The sequence below is a fragment of the Bradyrhizobium sp. 27S5 genome (assembly GCF_037217225.1).
GTDB classification, from domain to species: Bacteria; Pseudomonadota; Alphaproteobacteria; order Rhizobiales; family Xanthobacteraceae; genus Bradyrhizobium; species Bradyrhizobium septentrionale.
Genome location: NZ_CP147714.1, coordinates 8,481,127 through 8,503,960, shown reverse-complemented (window position 1 = coordinate 8,503,960; position 22,834 = coordinate 8,481,127). Strand labels below are relative to the sequence as shown.

General features: G+C 64.2%; 19 protein-coding genes and 1 pseudogene. 10 read left to right on the top strand and 10 right to left on the bottom strand.

The window, feature by feature from the left end; translation table 11 throughout:
- Positions 1–141 precede the first annotated feature (141 nt).
- The gene (locus WDM24_RS39940) at positions 142–453 is read right to left on the bottom strand and encodes a DUF1272 domain-containing protein (protein ID WP_338829608.1); all 312 of its coding nucleotides are present in this window, start codon (positions 451–453) and stop codon (positions 142–144) included.
- 84 nt (positions 454–537) lie between these two features.
- Positions 538–1,014: an Lrp/AsnC family transcriptional regulator gene (locus WDM24_RS39935; protein ID WP_166213366.1), complete on the bottom strand. Its 477-nt coding sequence runs from the start codon at positions 1,012–1,014 to the stop codon at positions 538–540.
- 123 nt (positions 1,015–1,137) lie between these two features.
- Between WDM24_RS39935 and hppD the strand changes: the two genes are divergently transcribed.
- A complete protein-coding gene (hppD, locus tag WDM24_RS39930) occupies positions 1,138–2,256 on the top strand; it encodes a 4-hydroxyphenylpyruvate dioxygenase (RefSeq protein ID WP_338829607.1) in 1,119 nt (372 codons plus the stop codon).
- Positions 2,257–2,451: 195 nt separating this feature from the next.
- On the opposite strand, the gene WDM24_RS39925 is transcribed toward hppD, so the two are convergent.
- The 5 genes from WDM24_RS39925 to WDM24_RS39905 form a co-directional block, all read right to left on the bottom strand.
- Positions 2,452–3,564 carry a CaiB/BaiF CoA-transferase family protein gene (locus WDM24_RS39925; RefSeq protein WP_338829606.1) on the bottom strand — a complete coding sequence of 371 codons (1,113 nt, stop codon included), beginning with the start codon at positions 3,562–3,564 and terminating at the stop codon, positions 2,452–2,454.
- Positions 3,565–3,812: 248 nt separating this feature from the next.
- Positions 3,813–4,613: a xanthine dehydrogenase family protein subunit M gene (locus tag WDM24_RS39920; RefSeq protein WP_338829605.1), complete on the bottom strand. Its 801-nt coding sequence runs from the start codon at positions 4,611–4,613 to the stop codon at positions 3,813–3,815.
- Between the two features lie 13 nt (positions 4,614–4,626).
- Complete coding sequence (locus WDM24_RS39915) at positions 4,627–6,966, bottom strand: xanthine dehydrogenase family protein molybdopterin-binding subunit (RefSeq protein WP_338829604.1); 2,340 nt, start codon at positions 6,964–6,966, stop codon at positions 4,627–4,629.
- A 91-nt stretch (positions 6,967–7,057) separates the two neighbouring features.
- Positions 7,058–7,543: a (2Fe-2S)-binding protein gene (locus tag WDM24_RS39910; protein ID WP_024583646.1), complete on the bottom strand. Its 486-nt coding sequence runs from the start codon at positions 7,541–7,543 to the stop codon at positions 7,058–7,060.
- 133 nt (positions 7,544–7,676) lie between these two features.
- Positions 7,677–8,012, bottom strand: a complete 336-nt coding sequence (locus WDM24_RS39905; protein WP_338832588.1) for a hypothetical protein — start codon at positions 8,010–8,012, stop codon at positions 7,677–7,679.
- On the opposite strand from WDM24_RS39905, the gene WDM24_RS39900 reads away from it, so the two are divergent.
- From WDM24_RS39900 to WDM24_RS39880, 5 genes and pseudogenes are all read left to right on the top strand, one after another.
- On the top strand, positions 7,996–9,663 hold the full coding sequence (locus tag WDM24_RS39900; RefSeq protein ID WP_338832527.1) for a PQQ-dependent dehydrogenase, methanol/ethanol family: 1,668 nt from the start codon (positions 7,996–7,998) through the stop codon (positions 9,661–9,663). The two genes, WDM24_RS39905 and WDM24_RS39900, sit on opposite strands and share 17 nt — an antisense overlap.
- A gap of 80 nt (positions 9,664–9,743) precedes the next feature.
- On the top strand, positions 9,744–10,895 hold the full coding sequence (locus WDM24_RS39895; RefSeq protein ID WP_338829602.1) for a c-type cytochrome: 1,152 nt from the start codon (positions 9,744–9,746) through the stop codon (positions 10,893–10,895).
- 138 nt (positions 10,896–11,033) lie between these two features.
- On the top strand, positions 11,034–11,714 hold the full coding sequence (locus WDM24_RS39890) for a response regulator transcription factor (RefSeq protein ID WP_338829601.1): 681 nt from the start codon (positions 11,034–11,036) through the stop codon (positions 11,712–11,714).
- A gap of 69 nt (positions 11,715–11,783) precedes the next feature.
- Positions 11,784–12,559: pseudogene (locus WDM24_RS39885) on the top strand (IS5 family transposase).
- A gap of 101 nt (positions 12,560–12,660) precedes the next feature.
- Complete coding sequence (locus WDM24_RS39880) at positions 12,661–13,443, top strand: response regulator transcription factor (protein WP_338829600.1); 783 nt, start codon at positions 12,661–12,663, stop codon at positions 13,441–13,443.
- On the opposite strand, the gene WDM24_RS39875 is transcribed toward WDM24_RS39880, so the two are convergent.
- Together WDM24_RS39875 and WDM24_RS39870 are read right to left on the bottom strand one after the other, a co-directional pair.
- Positions 13,438–14,811: a hybrid sensor histidine kinase/response regulator gene (locus WDM24_RS39875; RefSeq protein WP_338829599.1), complete on the bottom strand. Its 1,374-nt coding sequence runs from the start codon at positions 14,809–14,811 to the stop codon at positions 13,438–13,440. The genes WDM24_RS39880 and WDM24_RS39875 overlap by 6 nt on opposite strands.
- A complete protein-coding gene (locus WDM24_RS39870) occupies positions 14,808–15,980 on the bottom strand; it encodes an FIST N-terminal domain-containing protein (RefSeq protein WP_338829598.1) in 1,173 nt (390 codons plus the stop codon). The genes WDM24_RS39875 and WDM24_RS39870 overlap by 4 nt, the downstream gene beginning before the upstream one ends.
- 462 nt (positions 15,981–16,442) lie before the next feature.
- Here WDM24_RS39870 and WDM24_RS39865 point away from each other — a divergent pair, with 462 nt between their 5' ends.
- Positions 16,443–18,476: a methyl-accepting chemotaxis protein gene (locus WDM24_RS39865; RefSeq protein ID WP_338829597.1), complete on the top strand. Its 2,034-nt coding sequence runs from the start codon at positions 16,443–16,445 to the stop codon at positions 18,474–18,476.
- Positions 18,477–18,537: 61 nt separating this feature from the next.
- On the opposite strand, the gene WDM24_RS39860 is transcribed toward WDM24_RS39865, so the two are convergent.
- Positions 18,538–18,702 (bottom strand): hypothetical protein, encoded by a 165-nt coding sequence (locus WDM24_RS39860; RefSeq protein WP_338829596.1) that lies wholly within the window; start codon positions 18,700–18,702, stop codon positions 18,538–18,540.
- A gap of 122 nt (positions 18,703–18,824) precedes the next feature.
- Here WDM24_RS39860 and WDM24_RS39855 point away from each other — a divergent pair, with 122 nt between their 5' ends.
- From WDM24_RS39855 to otsA, 3 genes are all read left to right on the top strand, one after another.
- Entirely contained in the window at positions 18,825–20,318 is a 1,494-nt protein-coding gene (locus tag WDM24_RS39855) for an MFS transporter (protein WP_338829595.1), read from the top strand.
- 6 nt (positions 20,319–20,324) lie between these two features.
- A complete protein-coding gene (otsB, locus tag WDM24_RS39850; RefSeq protein WP_338829594.1) occupies positions 20,325–21,161 on the top strand; it encodes a trehalose-phosphatase in 837 nt (278 codons plus the stop codon).
- Between the two features lie 213 nt (positions 21,162–21,374).
- Positions 21,375–22,826 carry an alpha,alpha-trehalose-phosphate synthase (UDP-forming) gene (gene otsA, locus WDM24_RS39845; RefSeq protein ID WP_338829593.1) on the top strand — a complete coding sequence of 484 codons (1,452 nt, stop codon included), beginning with the start codon at positions 21,375–21,377 and terminating at the stop codon, positions 22,824–22,826.
- Positions 22,827–22,834: the final 8 nt, after the last annotated feature.

Below are 22,834 nucleotides of genomic sequence, written 5' to 3'. Positions count from 1 at the left end.
ACCTCCCCTAGAAAAGGGGAGGTCGGTTTGCGCGGCAAAACCGGGCGGGGATCTGCTCTCTCCACGGACGCCGGCGCCCGCGGCTGACCCCCATCCCACCTTCCCCCTTTCAGAGGGAAGGAGCCCGAGAGCAGGGCAGCCTTACCGCTCCTCGGGCCTGATATCCCTCAACCGTGAAGTATTCTCCGCGACATCCTCGAGGCTGTATTTCAGGTGCACCCGCTTGTCCGACGGCGGCTGATTCACCGTGCAAACGCCTGGCCGCCACGGCTTGGCGGGGCGGATCGGCCGCGGCGCGAACCCGCCGCCGCAGTTCGGGCAGACATTGCCGAGCTTGGTCTCGGCACAGTCCGCACAGAACGTGCATTCATAGGAGCAGATCCGCGCGTCCACAGCGCTCGGCGGCAAGTCCTTGTCGCAATATTCGCAGTTCGGTCGCAGCTGCAGCGCCATGATCGTCTCTCTTGCTCAATTTTGAAGGAATAATCGCAAGTCGCGCCACAGAAGCGAACGGCGTATTTCCCTCGATTTGCGCCATCACGTCTGTAGCGATTTGAGCGGCAGCTTGGTGCTCTCCTTCAACCGGTCGAGCACGATCGAGGAGCGCACATGCGCGACGCTCTGGTGCGGCATCAGCACGTTGTTGACGATGTCGGACAGGCTCTTCAGGTCGCGCAGCATCACCTTGAGCACGTAGTCGGCATCGCCGGTCAGCGCGTAGGCCTCCTGGATGTCGTCGACGCGGTTGACCAGCTCGCGAAACCGCTTGGCATTGTCGGGCGAATGGGTCGCGAGCGTGATGTGGATGAAGGCGATCAGGCCGAAGCCGAGCGCCTCGCCGGCGAGGTCGGCATGGTAGCCAGCGATGACCTTCTCCTCCTCCAGCCGCATCCGGCGCCGCGAGCATTGCGAGGCTGAGAGCCCGACCAGGTCGGCGAGCTGCTGGTTGGTCAGCCGGCCGTCATCTTGCAGCGCGGCGAGCATTTTGAGGTCGAAGGCGTCGACTTCAGGCATGCGTGAAATGTCCAATTCATGCACAGATCGTGCGCGATCCTAGCAAAACGAAGGTCATTTTGCACGCACGTTGCGCAGCAGATGACGGAAACTGATCTCCAGACAAATCAGGGAGTTACCGTCATGGGTCCGTTTCCGCACGATGCGCCGCCAGCCGAGATCAGCGCCGACAATCCGATGGGCACCGACGGCTTCGAGTTCGTCGAATATGCCCACCCCATTCCCGGCGAGCTGCACGCCCTGTTCAAGCTGATGGGCTTTGTCGCGGTGGCTCGCCACCGGACCAAGAGGATCACGGTCTATCGCCAGGGCGACATCAACTATCTGGTCAATGAGGAGCCGGGCACCCACGGCTTCAACTTCGTCGCCGCGCACGGCCCCTGCGCGCCGTCGATGGCGTTCCGCGTGGTCGATGCGAAGCAGGCCTATGAGCGCGCGATTACGCTCGGCGCGGAGCCGGCGGATGTTTCATCCGCAGAGAAGACGCTCGATGTGCCCGCGATCAAGGGCATCGGTGGCAGCCTGCTCTATTTCGTCGATCGCTACGGCGCCAAGGGCTCGGCCTATGATGCCGAGTTCGAATGGTTAGGGGCCGCCAACCCGCGCCCCGCGGGCTCCGGTCTCTATTATGTCGATCATCTCACCCACAACGTCCATCGCGGCCGCATGGATGTCTGGACCGGCTTCTATGCCAAGCTGTTCAACTTCCGCCAGATCCGCTTCTTCGACATCGAGGGCCGCGCGTCCGGCCTGTTCTCCCGCGCGCTGACCAGCCCGGACGGCAAGATCCGGATTCCGATCAATGAGGACGCCGGCGATTCCGGGCAGATCGAGGAGTATCTCAACGTCTACCGCGGCGAGGGCATCCAGCACATCGCCTGCGGCGCGCGCGATATCCATGCGACGGTCGAGACGCTGCGTTCGTCCGGCTTGCCGTTCATGCCGTCGCCGCCCGAGACCTATTTCGAGCGGATCGACGCCCGCCTGCCGAAGCACGGCGAGGACGTCCTGCGATTGCAGAGCAACGGCATCCTGATCGACGGCGAGGGCGTGGTCGAAGGCGGCCAGACCAAGGTGCTGCTGCAGATCTTCTCGGCCAATGCGATCGGGCCGATCTTCTTCGAATTCATCCAGCGCAAGGGCGACGACGGATTCGGCGAAGGCAACTTCAAGGCGCTGTTCGAATCGATCGAGGAAGACCAGATCCGCCGCGGCGTGCTGAAGGTCGATCACGCGGCGTAGGTACAGCGTAGCGTGCCACGCTAGCGCACAGCCAATAGTGTCGTCCCGGCGAACGCCGGGACCCATACCGCGGAATTGATCGCGTATTCCGGGGGGCAGTCCCGCGCGGAACGGTCGTGCGCCACCACGACGTTCCGGGGTTGTGGGTCCCGGATCCGCGCTCGCTACGCTCGCTTGTCCGGGACGACAGCGAGATTATTTCCCCGCCTTCCAGGCCGCCGTCACATCCCCAATGCTCGCCAATTCCGGCTCCCGGATCGCAGACGGCGTGCGCGAGAAGCGCGGCGCGGGGGCGGGCTGGGTGACACCGTGGCGCTCGACGAACACCTGGCGGGCCGCCATATGCGGATGCTTCGGGGCTTCCTCCATGGTCAGGATCGGCGCGAAGCAGATGTCGGTGCCTTCCATGATCGTGCACCAGTCGGCGCGCGACTTGCTCTTGAAGACAAGTTCCAGCTTCTCTTTCAGCGCCGGCCAGGCCTTGCGGTCCATCTGCGCGTCGAAGTCGGCGTCGGTCAGATCGGCATGCTTGCGCAGCAGCGCGTAGAACTGCGGCTCGATCGAGCCGATCGAGATGAAGTTGCCGCAGGAGCATTCGTAGACGCCGTAGAAATGCGCGCCGCCGTCGAGGAAATTCTGGTCGCGGCCGCCGCTCCAGCGGCCCTGCGCGCTCATGTCGTAGAACATCGACATCAGCGACGCCGCGCCGTCGCACATCGCGGTATCGACCACCTGGCCCTTGCCGGACTTCTGCGCTTCCAGCAGCGCAGCGAGCACGCCGACCACGAGGTAGAGCGCGCCGCCGCCGAAATCGCCGACCAGGTTGAGCGGCGGCACCGGCTTCTCCTTGGTGCCGATCGCAGCCAGCGCGCCGGTGATCGAGATGTAGTTGATGTCGTGGCCGGCGACGTTCGCCAGCGGGCCTTCCTGGCCCCAGCCGGTCATGCGGCCATAGACCAGCTTGGGATTGCGCGCGAGCACGATTTCGGGGCCGAGCCCGAGGCGCTCCATCACGCCGGGACGAAAGCCTTCGATCAGCGCGTCGGCATGGCCGAGCAGGTCGAGCACTTCGGCAATGGCGGCCTTGTTCTTGAGGTCGAGCTCGATCACCTTGCGGCCGCGGGTGGCCACCGCCTTCAAATTCTTGCCCGCGCCGACCCGGTCGAGCGTGATGATCTCGGCGCCCATGTCGGCGAGCAGCATGCAGGCGAACGGGCCGGGGCCGATGCCGGCGAATTCGACGATGCGGAAGCCGGCGAGCGGGCCCGAGGCGCGAGCGGCGGTCTGGGAGGCAGGTTTATCGAGCACGTTGCTGTTCCGTTGGTTGTGGGGCGTTAAGCGGCTGAGCTGTTGCGGCGGGCTTGGTGCCGCACTTCATGCATTCTCCCAGCCGTCCGTGGGACGGTATTTTTAATTAGCTGATTAGCTAAATTGTCTCGCCTAATGCGGGATGTGGCAAGCCCTTTTGCCTTGGAACGCCGGTAAAACGGAGCGCCGGTAAAACGCAAACGGCGCGCATCGCTGCGCGCCGCCCCTCGACTTGTGTTTAAGCGCTATCAGCCGGCCGCGGTCACGGCCCGCTGTCCCATCACCTTGACCAAATTGGCGCGGTAATCGGCAGAGCCATGGATGTCGGCGAGCAGGCCGCTCGCCGGGATCGTCACGCTGTCGAGCGCCGAGGCCGCCCAGTTCGCCTTCAGCGCCTGCTCGATCAGCGCCACACGCATGACGCCGCTTTGCGACGCACCGGTTGCCGTGGCCCGAACGTCACCCGACTTGGTCTTGGCGACGAACACGCCGGTCAGCGCGAAGCGCGAGGCCGGGTTCGGAAACTTGGCATAGCCCGCCTTGGCCGGGACCGGGAACGACACCGCGGTGATGATCTCGCCATCCTCGAGCGCCGTCGTGAACAGGCCCTTGAAGAAGTCTTCCGCCGATATCGACCGCTTGTTGGTCTTGACGGTCGCGCCGAGCGCCAGCACCGCCGCCGGATAATCCGCCGCCGGGTCGTTGTTGGCGAGCGAGCCGCCGATCGTGCCGCGATAGCGCACGGCGGGATCGCCGATCATCGACGCCAGATTGGCGAGCGCGGGGATCGCCTTCTGCACGGCGTCGCTTTGCGCGACGTCGTAATGCGGCGTCGCGGCCTTGATGGTGACAGTGTCGCCCGAAACCTCGATGCCGATCATCTCCTGCACCTTCGAGACGTCGATCACGTCGGAAGGGGCGGCGAGACGCTGCTTCATCACAGGAAGCAGAGTTTGTCCGCCGGCAAGGAATTTTGATTCCGTGCCTTTGGCAAACGTGGCTGCGGCGTCGGCGACCGAGGAAGCGCGGTGATAGTTTGTCTCGTACATGGCTCTTCCTCCCTCAACCGTGAATCGCGTGCCAGACGCGATCGGGCGTCGCCGGCATTTCCAGCTTGTTGTTGCCGATGGCGTCCGTGATCGCGTTGATCACGGCAGCCGAGGCGCCGATCGCGCCGGCTTCGCCGCAGCCCTTGACGCCGAGCGGGTTGCCCGGACACAGCGTCGTGGTGTGGGAGAGCTGGAACGACGGCAGGTCGTCGGCGCGCGGCATGGTGTAATCCATGAACGACGCGGTCACGAGCTGACCGGTGTCGTCATAGACCGCGCCTTCGAGCAGCGCCTGGCCGATGCCCTGCGCGAGGCCACCATGGACCTGGCCCTCGACAATCATCGGGTTGATCAGCCGGCCGAAGTCGTCGGCTGCCACGAAGTTGACGAAGGAAGTCTTGCCGGTGCCGGGATCGATCTCGAGCTCGCAGATATAGGCGCCGGCCGGGAAGGTGAAGTTGGTCGGGTCATAGAACGCCGTCTCCTTCAGGCCGGGCTCCATGCCATCGGGCAGATTGTGCGCGGTGTAGGCGGCGAGCGCGACCATCGGCAGCGCGATCGACTTGTCGGTGCCGGTGACCTTGAACTCGCCATTCTCGATCACGATGTCGCTCTCGGAAGCTTCGAGCGCATGAGCCGCGATCTTCTTGGCCTTGGCCTCGACCTTCTCCATCGCCTTCACGATCGCCGTGCCGCCGACCGCGAGCGAGCGCGAGCCGTAGGTGCCCATGCCGAACTGCACCTTGTCGGTGTCGCCATGGACGATCGAGACCTGGCTGATCGGGACGCCCAGGCGTTCTGAAATCAGCTGCGCGAACGTCGTTTCGTGGCCCTGACCGTGGCTGTGCGAGCCGGTGAGCACCTCGATGGTGCCGACCGGATTGACGCGGATCTCCGCCGACTCCCACAATCCTACGCCGGCGCCGAGGCTGCCGACCGCCTTCGACGGCGCGATGCCGCAGGCCTCGATGTAGCAGGAGACGCCGATGCCGCGCAGCTTGCCACTGGCTTTCGCCTTGGCCTTGCGGGCCGGGAAGCCGGCATAGTCGATCGCCTTCATTGCGGCATCGATCGAGGCGTGGAAGTCGCCGATGTCATACGCCATGATGACGGGCGTCTGATACGGGAACGTGGTGATGAAGTTCTTCTTGCGCAACTCGGTCGGATCGACCTTCAATTGCCGCGCCGCTGTCTCCATCATCCGCTCGACCAGAAAGCTCGCCTCGGGGCGGCCTGCGCCGCGATAGGCGTCGACCGGTGTGGTATTGGTGTAGACGGCGATCACCTCAGCGTAGATCGCCGGAATCACATACTGGCCCGACAGCAGCGTCGCGTAGAGATAGGTCGGGACCGCCGAAGAGAACAGCGACATATAGGCGCCGAAATTGGCATGGGTCTTCACCCGCAGGCCAAGGATCTTGTTGTCCTTGTCAAACGCCATTTCCGCCTTCGAGACATGGTCGCGGCCATGCGCGTCGGTGAGGAAGGCTTCGGAGCGGTCGCCGGTCCACTTCACCGGGCGGTTGACCTTCTTCGAGGCCCACAGCGCCACCATTTCTTCCGGATAGATGTAGATCTTGGAGCCGAAGCCGCCGCCGACGTCGGGGGCGATCACGCGCAGCTTGTGTTCCGGTGCGATGTTGTAGAACGCCGACAGCACGAGGCGGGCGACGTGCGGGTTCTGGGACGTGGTGTAGAGCGTGTAGTGCTCTTCGGCCTGATCGTAATGCGCGACCGCCGCGCGGGGCTCCATCGCGTTCGGCACCAGGCGGTTGTTGGTGAGTTCCAGCGTCACCACATTGGCCGCCTTGCTGAAGGCGTCGCCGACCGCGGCTTCGTCACCGATCTGCCAGTCATAGATGATATTGCCGGGGGCTTCGGGATGCAGTTGGGGTGCGCCCGGCTTGATCGCGGCCTTGATGTCGGCTGCGGCGGGAAGCTCTTCATAATTGACGACGACAGCTTCGGCGGCGTCTTTGGCCTGGTTCTTGGTCTCGGCGATCACGACCGCGACGGCCTGCCCGACAAAGCGCACGGTTTCCGGCGCCATCGCCGGCCACGCGCCCATTTTCATCGGCGAACCGTCCTTCGAGGTGATCGCCCAGCCGCAGATCAGATTGCCGACCTTGTCGTCGACGATCTGTTGCCCGGTCAGCACCGCGATCACGCCGGGCATCTTCATGGCCTCGGTTGAATCGATGCCCTTGACCTTGGCATGTGCATGCGGGCTGCGGATGAAGTGAGCGTAGCTCATGCCCACCATCTTGACGTCGTCGACGTAACGACCCTGGCCGGTAATGAACCGGCGATCTTCCTTGCGCACGACGCGTGCGCCAATTCCTTCAACACCCATGGTCTGGTCCTCCCGACCGGAGATTCGTTTTGCCGCCGTTTCCATCGAGACTGGCGGTGATGAGCTTGATCGTGTGTGCTGCGTGGGCCGGCTATTCGGCGGCCTGCGCGACCTTCATGCGGCCGGCTGCATCGAGCACCGCCTTGACGATGTTGTGGTAGCCGGTGCAGCGGCAGATGTTGCCTTCTAGCTCGTGGCGAACCGTTTCCTCGTCGAGCTTGCCACCATGGCGGTGCACGATATCGACCGCGGACATGATCATGCCGGGGGTGCAATAGCCGCACTGCAGGCCGTGATTGTCGCGGAACGCCGCCTGCATCGGGTGCAGTTCGTCGCCCTTGGCGAGGCCTTCGATCGTGGTGACGTTGGAGCCCGCGGCCTGGCCGGCCAGCATGGTGCAGGATTTGACCGCCCGTCCATCGACATGGACGACGCAGGCGCCGCACTGGCTGGTATCGCAGCCGACATGGGTGCCGGTGAGGTTCAGGTTTTCGCGCAAGAGGTGCACGAGGAGGGTTCGGTCCTCAACGTCGACCGAGACCGCCTTGCCGTTTACCGTCAATTTGACTGTAGACACGCGTTTCTCCCAATAGCTTCGTTATGGGCCCAGTAGATCACGCTTCATGTGGGGCGTAACCGCGATCAAAGTCGTAGTCGCGGCCCTGTCATGAAGGCGCCGGGCTGTGTTTTCGATCCTAGCAGGCGGCCGTTCAATGAGCAATTTGCAAGCTGCCAGCGACGCGCTCCTTCGCGATCAAATTGCGCTGCGGCGCAAGCGATTCTCGGCAGGCTGACGGTGCTCGCAACGTGCCGAAAATCGTCGCCGTGATTGCTACTACCTTCCGCCTATAACGGCGCAAAAGCGTTGCTGTCATTCTCATCGCCGACGCAGCGACAGAGATCGCTGGTTCATGAAATTGGGAAGCGATCCGCGCGCGCGATGCATCCATCGCGGCAACGAAACCATATTGGAGGAAGCCAATGAAGCTGAGGAGCGGGATTTTCTTTGCCGGTGTGTCGCTGGTCGCCATGGTGATGGCAGGCATTGGTGCGTCGAGAGCCAATGATTCCGTCGTGAAGGCGGCGTCCGATCCCAACGGATGGGCGATCGCCGGCCATGACTACGGCAATACGCGCTTCAGCCCGCTGAAGCAGATCAATTCCGAGAATGCCGGCAAGCTGCAGCTGGTCTACTCGCTGTCGCTGGCTTCGCTGCGATCCAACGAGTCTTCGCCGGTCGTGATCGGCAAGACACTGTACGTGTCGACCTCGTGGGGTCCGAAATACGTCTATGCGATCGATGCCGCGACCGGCGCGCGCAAATGGACCTGGCAGCCCGATATTCCCGATGACGTGCTTCAATACGCCTGCTGCGACGTCAACAGCCGCGGCGTGTCCTACGCCGACGGCAAGATCTTCGTCGGCCGGCTCGACGGCAAGCTGACCGCGCTCGACGCCGAGACCGGCAAGGAGCTCTGGACCTCGACGGTGGTCGACTACAAGCAGGGCTCGGTCATCACCTCGCCGCCGCTCGTGGTTCGCGACAAGGTGATCACCGGCTTCGGCGGCGGCGAATACGGCGTTCGCGGCTCGTTGCAGGCGTTCTCGCTCAAGGACGGCAAGCTGCTCTGGCAGACCTACACGGTGCCGGCGCCCGGCGAACCCGGCAGCGAAACCTGGAAGGGCGACACCGGGCTGCATGGCGGCGGCGCCGCCTGGCTGGTCGGCTCCTACGACGCCAAGTCCGACACGGTCTACTGGGGTACCAGCAATCCGGGACCGTGGAATACCGCGGTGCGCTCCACCGGCGACGGCAATTTCGGCAAGCTGACCAACCTCTACACCGCCTCGACGCTGGCGATCGATCCCAACACCGGCAAGATCAAGTGGCACATCCAGGGCACGCCGGCCGACGCCTGGGACTATGACGGCGTCAACGAGCTGCTGCTCGCCGACCTGAAGATCAAGGGCAGTGAAACGCCCGTTCTGATGAAGGCGGACCGCAACGGCTTCTTCTTCGTGGCCAACCGCGAAACCGGCAAGATGATCTCGGCCGAGAAGTATGTCTTCGCCAACTGGGCCAAGAAGTGGGACATCAACACGATGCGGGCGGAAGAGGATCCGGACAAGCGTCCGGGCCCCGGCCATCCCGCCAAGGACATTTGCCCGAACCTGATCGGCGGCAAGAACTGGCAGCCGATGTCGTTCAACCCGGAGACTGGCCTGGTCTATATCCCGACCAACAATGTCTGCATGGACTGGTCGGTCAGCGACGTGAACTACAAGCGTGGCGTGTTCTATCTCGGCGCCGAATTCCCGACCAAGGAAGGCCCCGGCGGCTTCCTCGGCGAGCTGGTGGCCTGGGATCCCGTCGCCAACAAGAAGGTGTGGGGCATCAAGGAAGACCTGCCCTTCAACGGCGGCACGCTGACGACGGGCGGCAATCTCGTCTTCTCGGGCAATCTGCACGGCGACTTCCGCGCCATCGATGCCAAGAACGGCAAGGTCGTGTGGAGCAAGAACCTGGGCAGCGGCATCGGCGCGGGTCCGGTGACCTATTCGGTCGACGGCAAGCAGTATGTCGCGATCGTGGTCGGCCGCACCGCGGCGCTGCCGGCCTTCCTCGGTGACATCGGCAAGAAGATGGTTGCCGCAGCACCCGAAGGCGGCTCGCTGTTCGTGTTCGCCCTGCAGTAACGCATCGTCCAAGGGAGGCAGCATTGTCCGTGTCCTGTATCAATCGGAACGAAGTGCCCAAATGTGCGCGCAGTGCCCAGTTGGGAAAGGCGATCCGGACCGTGCTGCTCTCCACCGCGCTGCTCGCGCCGGCCTTGTCGGCCGGCGCGGACGAGGCCAGGCCGCCGCTGCGGCTCTGCGCCGACCCGACCAATCTGCCGTTCTCGAGCGACGATCCCGGCAAGCCGGGCCTCTATCTCGAGATCGGCCAGGCGGTGGCGCAAAAGCTCGGCCGCACGGTGAGCACCAATTGGTACAAGTCCTATTTCGGCAAGCGCACCGTGCGGGAGACGCTGCTCAGCAAGCAGTGCGACGCCATGGTCGGCCTGCCGCTGATCGACGATTTCATGGGCCCGGCGGTGATCTTCTCGAAGCCGATCGCCCATGAAGGCTATGCGCTGGTCGGCACCAAAGATCGCAAGCTGGCCGGCATCGACGACCTCAGGGGGTTGCGGGTTGCGGTGCAGTATCAGTCGACGCCGCAGAACCTGCTCGCGCTGCGTGACGATATCCAGAAGGTCACCGTGCTGAGCCCGGAGGAGGGCATGGCGGCGCTCGACCAGGGCAAGGTGGACATCGCCTTCATCTGGGCGCCGGTGGCGGGCTGGCTCAACAAGACCAGCTATGGCGACAAATATCAGATCGTGGCGACCGAGGGCGACGGCCTCGTGTGGGCGACCGCGATCGGCTTCGCCAAGGCGTCCGGCGCCCTGCGCGATGAGGTCGACGGCGTGCTGCCGTCGCTGCAGCCGGAGATTTCCGCGCTGTTTGCCAAATATGGTGTGCCGAACGGTGCTCCGGTGAAATTCGGCGAGGCGGCCCCGGCGACGACGTCGTCTGTCGGGGCGGGCGAACCCGTCACGGTCGGGCAGGCGGCCGCGGCCGAGAAACCGGTTCAGACCGCGGCTGTCGCCGGCGACGCCAAGGGGGATGCCACGGCGGGGCGGGAGGTCTTCAACGGCACCTGCGCCCATTGCCATGGCCCGGACGCGGTGCAGGCCGAGCGGAAGATCGACCTCAGGCTGCTGAAGAAGCGCTATGCTGACGACATGGAATCGACCTACTGGAAGACGGTCCATGACGGGCGGCCAGCCAAGGGCATGCCGGCCTGGAAGGACGTCTTCAGCGACGACGAGCTCAGAAACGTATATGCCTATCTGCAGAGCGTGCAGGATACCGGCGGATCGAACTAGCCGCGGCCATCGGCGATTGGAGCGTTTTCGAGCGAAGTGGATACCGGTTCGCGTGAAGAAAACGCGTCAGAACATGAATCGAGAGCCCTGTTCCGATTCAATCGGAACGGAAATGGCTCTAGCAGTGCGAGGGTCCTCATGATGGGGTTCCTGATCATCGACGATCACCCTCTGTTTGGCGAGGCGCTTGGCAATGCCATCCGCATCTCGCACCCGGATGCCCGGATCTATGAGGCCACCTCGATCAAGGGGGCGCTCGGCGTCCTCGCCAGCGAGCCGAATATCGATCTGGCGCTGCTCGATCTGCTGTTGCCCGATGTGGTCGGCTTCTCCGGCTTCCAGAAGATCCGGGATCGCTATCCGCGGCTGCCGATCGCCATCGTCTCGAGCGAGGAGGACAAGCACACCATCCGCGAGGCCCTGGAGATGGGCGCGGTCGGCTATCTGCCGAAGTCGACCTCGCTCGGCGAGCTCTCGCAGGCGATCGCGCGGGTGCTGAGCGGGTCGGTCTCGGCGCCGCGGGATTTCGTCGCGGTCGGCGCGCTGGACCAATCCGAGACGGCGCGGACGCTGCGCGAGCGGATCCAGAAGCTGACGCCGCAGCAAATTCGCGTGCTGCATCTGATCATCCGCGGCCTGCAGAACCGCGAGATCGCCTCCGAGCTCAAGCTCGCTGAATCCACCGTGAAGGCGCATGTGACCGAGATCCTGCGCAAGCTGAAGCTGTTCAGCCGCAACAAGGCGATCATCGAGCTCGGCAAGATCCCGCTTCCCGTCCCCGACACCTGCGTGGGCACGAAGGCGGAGAAGGCGCCCTAGGTGGTGTGGACTCTAAGGATTCCCTTTTAGGAGCAAATCAGATTCAAGGCTGCTTTTGGGGAGGCCGCCTTGGGTGTGATGGACCGTTTGGTATTGAGCGACGCGGCGTGGGAGCGGATAGCGCCGCTGATCATAGGGCGCCCCGATCAGAAGGGCTCCACCGGGCGCGACAACCGGATGTTCGTGGAAGGTGTGCTGTGGATCGTGCGTACGGGGTCTCCCTGGCGCGATCTTCCGGAGGTGTTTGGGGACTGGAACAGCGTGTTCCGGCGCTTCAGTCGATGGAGCATCAAGGGTGTTTGGTGGCGGATCTTCGAGGCGATGTCCGATGATCCGGACTTCGAATATCTGATCGTCGATTCCACCATTGTTCGGGCGCATCAGCACGCCGCCGGCGCCAAAAAGGGGGGTCTGAAGATCAAGCGGAAGATCAAGCGATCGGCCGCTCGCGCGGCGGCCTGAGCACCAAGATACATATGGCCGTTCGAGGCTTGGGATGTCCGGTGCGGTTCACGCTTACCGCAGGTCAGAAGGGCGATGCACCGCAAGCCGCCGCATTGATCGAAGGCTTATCCGCCGAGGTCGTCATGGCCGATACGGCCTATGACGCCGATCACTTGCGCCAAGCCATCGCCGCCAAAGGCGCGCTCGCCGTGATCCCCAACAACCCGTCACGGGCGCTCAAATATCCACTCGACAAGCATTTCTATGCCCAGCGTCATCTCGTCGAATGCTGCTTCTCAAAGCTCAAGCAGTTCCGCCGCGTTGCAACCCGCTTCGAAAAGACCGCCCGAAATTACCTGGCCGTCGTCACTCTCGCAGCCATCGTCTTATGGATGCGATAAGTGTCCACACCACCTAGTAGGCTTGCTGCACTGCGAGGCACGCGCATTGAAGGTCGCCCCTATAGGCTGCCGGTCGGCTTTGGGATAACCTCGTGCGCACAATGGCTGTCATCAGCGATCCGAGGGAGGACGGCGCAGCATTGACCACGACCGCGCCCCTGGCGGACGAGCCGCCGCTCGGCAAGGCGGGTGCCCCTCGACTGCTGATCGTCGAGGATCACCCGCTGTTCCGTGCCGCCCTGATCGGCGTGATCGGGGCCGAGTTTCCCGATGCCGAGGTGCTGCAGGCGACCTCGATCGACGGTGCGCTGGATGTGATTGCCGCGCGCGACGGCCTCGATCTGATCCTGCTCGATCTGTCGATGCCCGGGACCACGGGCCTGCTCGGCGCCTACCGGGTGCGTGCCGCAGCGCCGCGCAGCGCGCTGGTGATCGTGTCGGCGCATGACGATTCCCGGATCATCGGCGGGGCGATCTCGCTCGGCATTTCCGGCTTCATCCCGAAGTCGACGCCGAAGGTCGAGCTGGCGCGGCTGTTGCGCGGCATCCTCGAAGGCGCGGTGTGCCTGCCAACCCGCTTCCGCGACACCGCCGCCGCGCGGAAGGGCCAGGCCGAGACGCGCGAACTGATGCAGCATCTCGGCCAGTTCACCGCGCAGCAGCTTCGCGTGCTGGACATGATCTGCCGCGGGCTGCAGAACAAGCACATTGCCTATGAGCTCGATATCTCGGTGACCACCGTGAAGGTGCATGTCTCGGAGATCCTGCGGAAGCTCGGCGTGCGGAGCCGGACCGAGGCGATCATCGCGATGTCGAAGCTCGACTTCGGCAAGCACGACCACGCGCCGGTGACGGCCTCGCCGTCGCGCGATGCCTCCTCATAGCCGCGCCGCCGACTGCTCCGCCGCGAGCAGGAACGACAGCAGCGAGCGCATCTCGGCGGGCTTGATCGGCTTCTTCAACAGCTCATGGCCGTAGGCCGACACGTCGGAGGCGGCCTTGGCCGAGTAGTCGGCGGTCACGATGATCGCCGGAACCTTGGCGTTGATCTCGCCGCGGATCACGTCGACGGCCTGGATGCCGGTCTCGCCATTGTCGAGGTGCAGATCGGCGATGATGGCGTCGGGAATGCCGTCGAGCGCGTGGATGCGCTCCAGCGCCTCGGTCTTGGAGATCGTCACCGCGACGTCGCAGCCCCATTTCTCCAGCAGGTGGGCGAGACCCTCGGCGCTCGAGAGGTCGTTCTCGATCAGCAGGATTTTTGCGCCCTCCATGCCGCCATAGCGATAGTCGACGCTGGCCTGCTCGCGCACCGGGATCGCAACCGGATCGAGGGTGCGCGGCACGGTGACCGAGAACACCGAGCCCTTGCCGGCGCGCGAGTTCAGCCTGATGTCATGGCCGAGCAGGTCGGCAAACCGCCGCACGATCGAAAGGCCGAGCCCGATACCCGCCTTGTCGCCGGCACTGGCTTCGCCGCGCTGAAACTCGACGAAGATGGCCTCGCGCTGGGCTTCCGGGATGCCCGGCCCGGTGTCGTGCACCTCGATGCAGATATCGTCGCCCTTGAGACGGCATCCCATCAGCACCGTGCCGCGCTGGGTGTAGCGCAGCGCGTTGGCCACAAGGTTCTGCAGGATCCGGCGCAGCATCAGCGGATCGGAGCGGACCACCGCGGACGACGGCATGATCCGGAAGCCGAGGTTGCGCTTGGCGGCGGTCGCCACGAATTCCTGCTCCAGCGGCTCGAACAGCGAGGCGATCGCGACCGGGCCGAACTCGGGCCGGAGCACGCCCGCATCGAGCTTCGAGATGTCGAGCAGCGTCCGCAGCATGTCCTCGAGCGTCGCCAGCGAACGGTCGATCTGGTCGGTCAGCGCGACGCCCTTGGGCTCGGTTGCCATTTCAGTGAGCGCAGACAGCGTCAGCCGTGCCGCGTTCAGCGGCTGCAACAGGTCGTGGGTCACCGAAATCAGCACCGATGATTTCAGCGAGCTTGCCGCCTCGGCCTGCTGCTTGGCCTGCAGCAGGCGTCCATTGGTCTTTTCCAACGATTGCAGCGCCTGCTTGAGCTGCTTGGTGCGGTCGCGGACCTGCTGATCGAGCGCAATCGCGGTCTCGAACAGCGAGAACGCGTTGAGCTGCTGATCGGTCGAGCGTTCGACGCGCGACATCAGCGCCGCGTTGATCTTGCGCAGCTTCTCGGCCTCGCGTTCGAGCGTCGCAATTCGCGTGGTCTTGGTGTCGGTCATTGCGGCGCGACAGCCCGCTTGCCGATGGCGATGCCGGTCAGCGTCTGGTTGACATGCATGGAGCGATACTGCTCGCCATAGGTCTGAAAGCCAATCACTTTGTTGCGGCGATAGAGCTCCGACATCTCTCGCGACAGCTGGCGCTGCTCGACATCGAGCCGGCGCAGCACGCATTCGAAGCCGATGAACATCGAAACCTCGCCGAGATCCTCGGTCAGCTCCTCGAGCAGGCGGCTGGTCACGTCGATCGGATCGCGCTCGCGCGCCACCGTCAGCACCATGCCCTCGTCGATGGCGCAGAAGAATTGCAGCGATCCGTCCGGATTGGTGCGCTGGATCGACCGCGCGTAATAGGCGCCGCCGACGCGGACCAGGACCGGATGCGCGGCAAAGGAGAACAATTCGAGCTTGCTGTCGCTGAGGCCGACGGCGCGGGAATATTCCAGCGCGGCCGGCTCGGCATTCAATTCCTTGACGATACGGTGCTCGGTATCAGCCTCGGTCACCACCATCTTGGTCGAGGTCGGCTCGAAATGGTCGCACTTGAACAGGCGGAACGGCAGCCGGGTCCGGATCAGGATCAGGACGGCGGCGTCGGTATGGGCCTCGCCGCCATGGAACACCCAGGACTTCTCGAAGCGCAGGCCGTCGCCGGCGGAGCCGCCGACCACCGGAATGTCACCGAGCGCTGCATAGATCGCCGACATGATGGTCTCCTCACGCTGGCACATGCCGTCGATGAAGAGCAGTCCGAAGGAATCCTCGGTGTGATCGCAATGCTCGGTCCGTTGCGCGAATTCGTTTTGCAACTCGGTGCAGATCGAGCGGCCATGATCGACCCTGAAGGTCGCGAGGTCGAACAGCGGCCGCGCCGCGATGACGAAATCGGCTGCGTTGAAGCCCATCGCGACGACGCTGTCCTCGTCCCAGCCGCCGGGCGACAATTCGCCGGCTGTGGTGCAGCCGAAGATCGGAACGTCGGGCATCCGGCGGGACAGTTCGGCAATGAATTCCTGCGGGTCATAGAACGGCGACACGAACACCACGAGCATCGCGAGATCAGCTGACGCCAATTGGCGCGCGATCTCGTCGGCTGCTTGCCGCGGCCCGTCGGTCTTTGCCTGCACCACGACAATGCTGTCGGTGGCGCTGCCGTACTCCTTCGCCAAAGGCGTTCTCCCTGACCAGAATCTTTTGCTTTTCTTGGCGCGGCCGGTTGAGGCAGCGCGGGTCGTAAGGGCATACGGGCCATGCCGCGATTGGTTGCGGTCAGGCCCGCCGATAAATTCTAGGTCGTGAGGGGGAATGTCATTGGCCGGACTTTGCCGGCAGCTTCGCTCGCCGCAAGCGCCAACGGCGCCGGTCGACGCGATGACATGGGACACCTCCCGATGTGTTCTCCTGGCCCGGGCAGGGACAGGTTTGATCGGTTCTAAACTATCGGGCCGGTCCCGCGCGTCAATCACCAAGCCCACCCTCCTGGCCCGACCAAGGTAGTAGCGTGCCGATTCAGGCGAACTTGTTGCCCATTTACCGGGCCTTATCGATTCTGCCTTAGTTTTGCCCTCCGGGGTCTGGGGCGGGTTGCTGCCGGACCCCGCGTGGTTTTCAGAATGAAGACGGGGGGTGGAATGCCGGGACTCAAGAGATCGCTCTCGATCAGGTTCCCGACCCTCAGATTCCGCGCCAAGATCATGCTCGGCTTTGCCGTCACGCTGGCGCTCTCGGCCGCCACCATGGGCTTCGCCTATATGGGCTTCGAGCGGGTCTCCGCCGGCGTCGGCTCCTATCGCCAGAGCGTCGCGGAAGCCGATCTCGCCCGCAACATCGACCGCGAACTGATCTCCTATCGCTCGCTGGCACGCTACTACGTCGCGACCGGCAAGGAGGACGACGCCAAGGCGGCGCTCGCCGCCGAAGCCAGCCTGAAGGACGCCATCATGGCGTCGATGAAGGGCACCACCTACCCGGCCCGGCTCGAGCAGATCACCAAGCTGGAGCGTGAATTCCGCGCCTTCACCAAGATCTTTGCCGAGATCGTCCGGATCAAGGACGAGAGCGCGCAGACCGCGCAGAACAGGCTGGTCCGCAGCGCGACCTCGATGCGCTACAAGCTCGACGACCTCCCGAGCAATGCCGATGATTCCGAGCTGCAGTCGATCCAGTTCGGCGCCAAGAAGGTGGCCGACCAGCTGCAGTCGATCACCGGGGCGGTCAACACCTTCGTCGTCAACGGCGACAAGACCGTCGCCTCCAGCGCGCTGGCCCGGCTGAAATTCGCCGACAATCTGGTGAAGGGGATCACCTCGCAGAACGAGCGGATCACGCAAGGGGTGAAGGAAATCACTGCGCTGCTCGAAGAATATCGCGAGGCGCTCGCCAAGCTGATCGCCAATGCGAAGTCGATCGACGAATTGACCATCGAGATGACGGAATCCGCGGCCGCGATCAGCCAGGGCGCGGCGGCGATGAAGTCCGATCTGTTTGCCGACCAGAAGCGGCTTGAAAGTGAATCGCACACGATGATCGGCGATACCGAGCAGCTGATCTTGATGCTCGCCGCCGGCAGCTTCGTGCTCGGGCTGGTCTGGGCGTTCCTGCTCGGCAAGGGCATTTCGCGGCCGATCGCGGCGATGTGTGCGGCGATGCGCGAACTTGCGGCGGGCAATTTCGATGTCGTGCTGCCCGGCCTCGGCCGCCGTGACGAGCTCGGCGAGATGGCCGGCGCCGTGGAGGAATTCAAGGTTCAGGCGGTCGCCAAGGCCGAGCGCGATGCCGCGACCCAGGAAGCGCAGAACAAGGCGAGCGCCGCGGCGCGGCGCACCGAGCTGATTCGGTTTGCCGACGAATTCGAATCCGCCGTCGGCGCGATCGTTTCCAACGTGTCGGCTTCCGCCGTGCAGCTCGAGTCGGCCGCTGGCACGCTGACCCGGACTGCGGAGACCACGCAGAACCTGTCCAGCCAGGTCGCCGGCTCCTCCGAGGAGGCCTCCAGCAACATGCAGTCGGTGGCTTCGGCGACCGAGGAATTGTCCGCATCCGTCGACGAGATCGGCCGCCGCGCTAAGGAATCCAGCCAGATCGCCGATTCCGCCGTGCGTCAAGCCGAGCAGACCGATGCGCGGATAGGCAAGCTCTCGCGTGCTGCGCAGGAGATCGGCGACGTGGTCAAGCTGATCACGGCGATCGCCGAGCAGACCAATTTGCTGGCGCTGAACGCCACCATCGAGGCCGCCCGCGCGGGCGATGCGGGCCGCGGCTTCGCGGTGGTCGCCTCCGAGGTGAAGTCGCTGGCGAGCCAGACCGCCAGGGCCACCGACGAGATCTCCAGCCACATCTCGGGCATGCAGGCTGCAACCCAGGAATCGGTCGCCGCGATCAAGGAGATCGGCGGCACCATCGGGCAGATCTCCGGGATCGCGACCAACATCGCGAGCTCGGTCGAGCAGCAGAGCGCGGCAACGCAGGAGATCGCGCGCAGCGTGCAGAACGTCGCACAGGGCACCCAGGAAACCGCATCGAGCGTCACCCAGGTCAACCGCGGCGCCACCGAGACGGGAGCGGCCTCCGAAGAGGTGCTGAACTCGGCACGCTTGCTGTCGGTCGAAAGCTCGCGGCTGCGCGAGGAGCTCGACCGCTTCATGGCGAATATCCGCGCGGCGTAAGCGCGCTGGCCTATCAATTATCGTCGTCCCGGCGCAGGCCGGGACCCATAACCACCACTCATTATTGTTGTACGTGCAATTCGCCGCGCGCCCATTGCCATGGCCGCGGCGTATGGGTCCCGGCCTTCGCCGGGACGACGAAATTAATTGCTTCTGCCAGGGAGACGAAATCAATCCCGCCCGAACTGTTTTCAGCGATGCGGCTGTTTTCCTTGCTTTTCCGCATTGCGGGAACCCTGGCCGGCCTGCGGCGTTGACGTCGCGTGGCGGGCACACCGTTTGCCGCAATCCTGGGAGAGTGAACCTTGGAACACATCGTTCCGGGGTTTTTCTCATTGGTCCAATCTGATGAACTTGCAGCGGACACAATTGAGCTCTGCGAAAACGACGGACGGGACTGCGTCGCCAGTTGCACAGAGCGACGACCGCGTCATCGAGACCTCGATCCCGCTTCGGCTCGACAATCTCGCCTGGAGCGGCTTCCACACCCGCGTCGTGCTCGCGCTCGGCATCACCTGGATTCTCGACGGGCTCGAAGTGACGCTGGCCGGTGCGTTGTCGGGCGCGCTGAAGGACAGCCCGACGATGCACTTCACCAACGCCGATGTCGGCCTCGCCAGCAGCGCCTATCTCGCCGGCGCCGTGCTCGGCGCGCTCGGTTTCGGCTGGCTCACCGACCGGATCGGGCGCAAGAAGCTGTTCTTCATCACGCTTGCGGTTTACCTCTCGGCGACCGCTGCGACCGCGCTGTCGTGGAACGTCGGGAGCTACGCGCTGTTTCGGTTTCTCACCGGTGCCGGCATCGGCGGTGAATACACCGCGATCAACTCGACCATCCAGGAACTGGTGCCGGCGCGCTATCGCGGCTGGACCGATCTCGTCATCAACGGCAGCTTCTGGATCGGCGCCGCGATCGGCGCGCTGAGCGCGATCGTCCTGCTCGATCCCGCATTGCTTGCGCCGGACCACGGCTGGCGGATCGCCTATTTCACCGGCGCGGTGCTTGGCCTCTTCGTGCTGCTGATGCGGATGTGGATTCCAGAAAGTCCGCGCTGGCTGATGATCCATGGCCGCCCCGAAGAAGCCCACAGGATCGTGGCCGATATCGAGACCTCCGCGCTGGGCCACGAGCAGTCGAGCGAGGGTTTTGAGAAGATCAAGATTCGGATGCGCGATCACACGCCGTTGCGTGAGGTCGCGGTGACGCTGTTCTATACCTATCGGCAGCGCTCGCTGGTCGGGCTGACGCTGATGGCCGCGCAGGCCTTCTTCTACAACGCGATCTTCTTCACTTTCGCACTGATCCTGACCGATTTCTTCGGCATCGCCGCCAGCCATGTCGGCTGGTACATCCTGCCCTTCGCTGCCGGCAACTTCCTCGGCCCGCTGCTGCTCGGCCGCCTGTTCGATACGGTGGGCCGCCGCACCATGATCACGCTGACCTATGGCATCTCCGGCGTGCTGCTTGCGTTGTCCGGCTATCTGTTCTCGATCGGCGTGTTGAGCGCGCAGACCCAGACCATCGCCTGGATGGTGATCTTCTTCTTTGCGTCGCCGGCGGCGAGCGCCGCCTATCTCACCGTCAGCGAGACGTTTCCGCTGGAGGTCCGCGCGCTCGCGATCGCCGTCTTCTATGCCGTTGGCACCGGCATCGGCGGCGTGATCGGGCCGGCGCTGTTCGGCGCGCTGATCGACACCGGATCGCGCAGCAGCGTGTTCGCCGGCTACCTCCTGGGGTCGGCACTCATGATGGTCGCCGCAGCCGTCGCGTGGCGCTATGCCGTCGCGGCCGAGCGAAAATCGCTCGAATCTGTCGCGCGACCACTGGCATTTGTGGAGTAGACTAGGATGAAGCATGATTTGGCCGAAATGCCTGTGGATGATGATATCACCCCTGACCACGCGACCGACAGCGTGCCGGCGCCGGCGCCGGCGTCGCTGATCCCGCCGCTGCGACAGACCGCGGTGCTGCTCGATATCGACGGCACGCTGCTCGATTTCGCGCCGACGCCGCGCGAGGTCTGGGTACCGCCGGAGTTGTCGACGACGCTGAAGCGATTGCATGAGCGCACCAACGGCGCGCTGGCGCTGGTCAGCGGCCGCTCGCTCAACGACATCGACCTGATCTTCGCGCCCGACCAGTTTCCCGCGATCGGCGGCCATGGCGCCGAGATGCGGTTGCAGCCGGACAGCGAGGCGGTCGCCGCGCACGCGCCGCCGCTGGACAAGGAATTGAAGCGCCGTCTCGCCGCGATCGCCAAGCTCAGCCCTGGCATTCTGCTCGAGGACAAGGGCTATTCGCTGGCGCTGCACTATCGGCTGGCGCCGCATGCGGAGAAGGCGATCTATGAAGCGGTGTCGCTGATCCGCGCCGAGCTGCCGAATGCGCCGATCGAGGTGCTGCCGGGCAAGAGTGTCTGCGAGATCAAGAATTCCGGCTTCACCAAGGCGACCGGTGTGCTCGAGCTGATGACGCATGAGCCGTTCAGGGGACGCCGCCCGTTCTTTATCGGCGACGACGTTACCGATGAGACCGTGTTCGGCATCATGCCCGATTTCAATGGTCTCGCATTCTCCGTCGGCCGCCGCGCAACCGGCGTCGCCGGACATTTCGACCGGCCGAGCGATGTGCGCGAATTCCTCGCGCGTCTGCTCGAAGACGATAGGGACGTCAGCCTGTCCTAACCAAATCATCTGCATCGCACGTCGCGTCGCGCACTCCTGAATGCAGTTGTTTTGCGTCGTGACGTGCATCTCGCATGAATTTTTCTTTTCGCGAGTTCCCGCGAGTTCCGTGCGCGTTCGCCAGAATTTGGTTTCAATTGGGAGATTCCTTGATCAGGAACCATCTTGATGAATGGTTGTTAATACGCGAGTTGACCAACAGGAGGGGACCTGGTGAACCTCGTCGTCGTATCGAACCGCGTCTCGCGCGGAAAACCCAATGAACCCATGACGGGGGGGCTGGCTGCGGCCTTGTTGCCGGTGGTGGAAAAGACAGGGGCAATATGGGTCGGTTCCAGCGGACGTGTCCGCGACGGGAACCACAAGGAACCTTTCGCAGAGGTCGAAGCTCTCGGTGCGGGCGCGCTGGCGATGCTCGATCTGCCGGCCGCGCACTATGGCGGCTATTACGAAGGCTTTGCCAATTCGGCGCTGTGGCCTGCGATGCATTCGCGCGCCGATCTGATTCGCGCCTCGCACGAGGACTACACGAGCTATCGCGAAGTGAACGCGTTCATGGCGCGCGCGCTGTTGCGCTTCCGCAAGCACGATTCCGTGTTCTGGATCCAGGACTATCATTTCCTCGCGCTCGGCGCCGAGCTGCGCGATCTCGGTGTCACGCAGCCGATCGGCTTCTTCCTGCACACGCCATGGCCGGCGCGCGCGGTGATCGCAGGCGTGCCCAACCATCGCGCGCTGATCGAAGCGATGCTGTCCTACGACCTGATCGGCTTCCAGACCGACGAGGACTGCGAGAACTTCCTGAGCTACGTGCAGCACGAGCTTGCGTTCGAGGTGCGTGACGGCGTCATCAACTCGTCGTTCGGCCACACCCGCGCCGCGGTGTTTCCGATCGGCATCGATCCCGGCAAATTCGCGCAGCAGGCGACCAAGGCGATGATGCATCCCGACGTGACGCGGCTGCGGCGCAGCCTCAACGGCGAGAAGCTCGCGATCGGCGTTGACCGGCTCGACTATTCCAAGGGCCTCGTCAACCGCATCAAGGCGTTCGACAAGATGTGGACGCTGCACCCGGCGCTGAAGCGCTCGGTGTCGCTGCTGCAGATCGCAACGCCCTCGCGCGGCGCGATCGAGGCTTACGGCAATCTGCAGAGCGAGGTGGCAAAGCTCGTCACCGACGTCAACGGCGAGCATGGCGAGGTCGACTGGACCCCGATCCGCTACCTCAACAAGGGCTTTGGCCAGGGCGTGCTCGCAGGCCTCTACCGCACCGCGCAGGTCGGTGTGGTGACGCCGCTGCAGGACGGCATGAACCTCGTCGCCAAGGAATATGTCGCAGCCCAAAATCCGGCGGATCCCGGCGTGCTGGTGCTGTCGAAATTCGCCGGCGCGGCGAACGAACTCGACGCTGCGCTGCTGGTCAATCCGCACGACATCGACGGTATGGCGCGCACCTTGGCGACGGCGCTCGCGATGCCGCTGACCGAGCGGCGGATGCGCTGGGAAGCCATGATGGAGAAGCTCAACAGCGGCACCATCCAGCAATGGTTCGCGGACTTCATCGAGGCGCTGCAGGATACGCACAGTGCGGGAAACGCGGCGCTGCCTGAGCCACCGAGCCTGTGGCCGCGCCGCACGGCGGATCTTGCCGCGCGATATCACTAGTCGCATCG

Excerpts from the sequence above, each read along its gene's own strand:
- WDM24_RS39940 (WP_338829608.1), bottom strand. The coding sequence starts at position 453 with ATGGCGCTGCAGCTGCGACCGAACTGCGAATATTGCGACAAGGACTTG.
- WDM24_RS39935 (WP_166213366.1), bottom strand. The coding sequence starts at position 1,014 with ATGCCTGAAGTCGACGCCTTCGACCTCAAAATGCTCGCCGCGCTGCAA.
- hppD (WP_338829607.1), top strand. The coding sequence starts at position 1,138 with ATGGGTCCGTTTCCGCACGATGCGCCGCCAGCCGAGATCAGCGCCGAC.
- WDM24_RS39920 (WP_338829605.1), bottom strand. The coding sequence starts at position 4,613 with ATGTACGAGACAAACTATCACCGCGCTTCCTCGGTCGCCGACGCCGCA.
- WDM24_RS39915 (WP_338829604.1), bottom strand. The coding sequence starts at position 6,966 with ATGGGTGTTGAAGGAATTGGCGCACGCGTCGTGCGCAAGGAAGATCGC.
- WDM24_RS39900 (WP_338832527.1), top strand. The coding sequence starts at position 7,996 with ATGGTGATGGCAGGCATTGGTGCGTCGAGAGCCAATGATTCCGTCGTG.
- WDM24_RS39905 (WP_338832588.1), bottom strand. The coding sequence starts at position 8,012 with ATGCCTGCCATCACCATGGCGACCAGCGACACACCGGCAAAGAAAATC.
- WDM24_RS39890 (WP_338829601.1), top strand. The coding sequence starts at position 11,034 with ATGATGGGGTTCCTGATCATCGACGATCACCCTCTGTTTGGCGAGGCG.
- WDM24_RS39880 (WP_338829600.1), top strand. The coding sequence starts at position 12,661 with ATGGCTGTCATCAGCGATCCGAGGGAGGACGGCGCAGCATTGACCACG.
- WDM24_RS39875 (WP_338829599.1), bottom strand. The coding sequence starts at position 14,811 with ATGACCGACACCAAGACCACGCGAATTGCGACGCTCGAACGCGAGGCC.
- WDM24_RS39865 (WP_338829597.1), top strand. The coding sequence starts at position 16,443 with ATGCCGGGACTCAAGAGATCGCTCTCGATCAGGTTCCCGACCCTCAGA.
- WDM24_RS39860 (WP_338829596.1), bottom strand. The coding sequence starts at position 18,702 with ATGCGGAAAAGCAAGGAAAACAGCCGCATCGCTGAAAACAGTTCGGGC.
- WDM24_RS39855 (WP_338829595.1), top strand. The coding sequence starts at position 18,825 with ATGAACTTGCAGCGGACACAATTGAGCTCTGCGAAAACGACGGACGGG.
- otsB (WP_338829594.1), top strand. The coding sequence starts at position 20,325 with ATGAAGCATGATTTGGCCGAAATGCCTGTGGATGATGATATCACCCCT.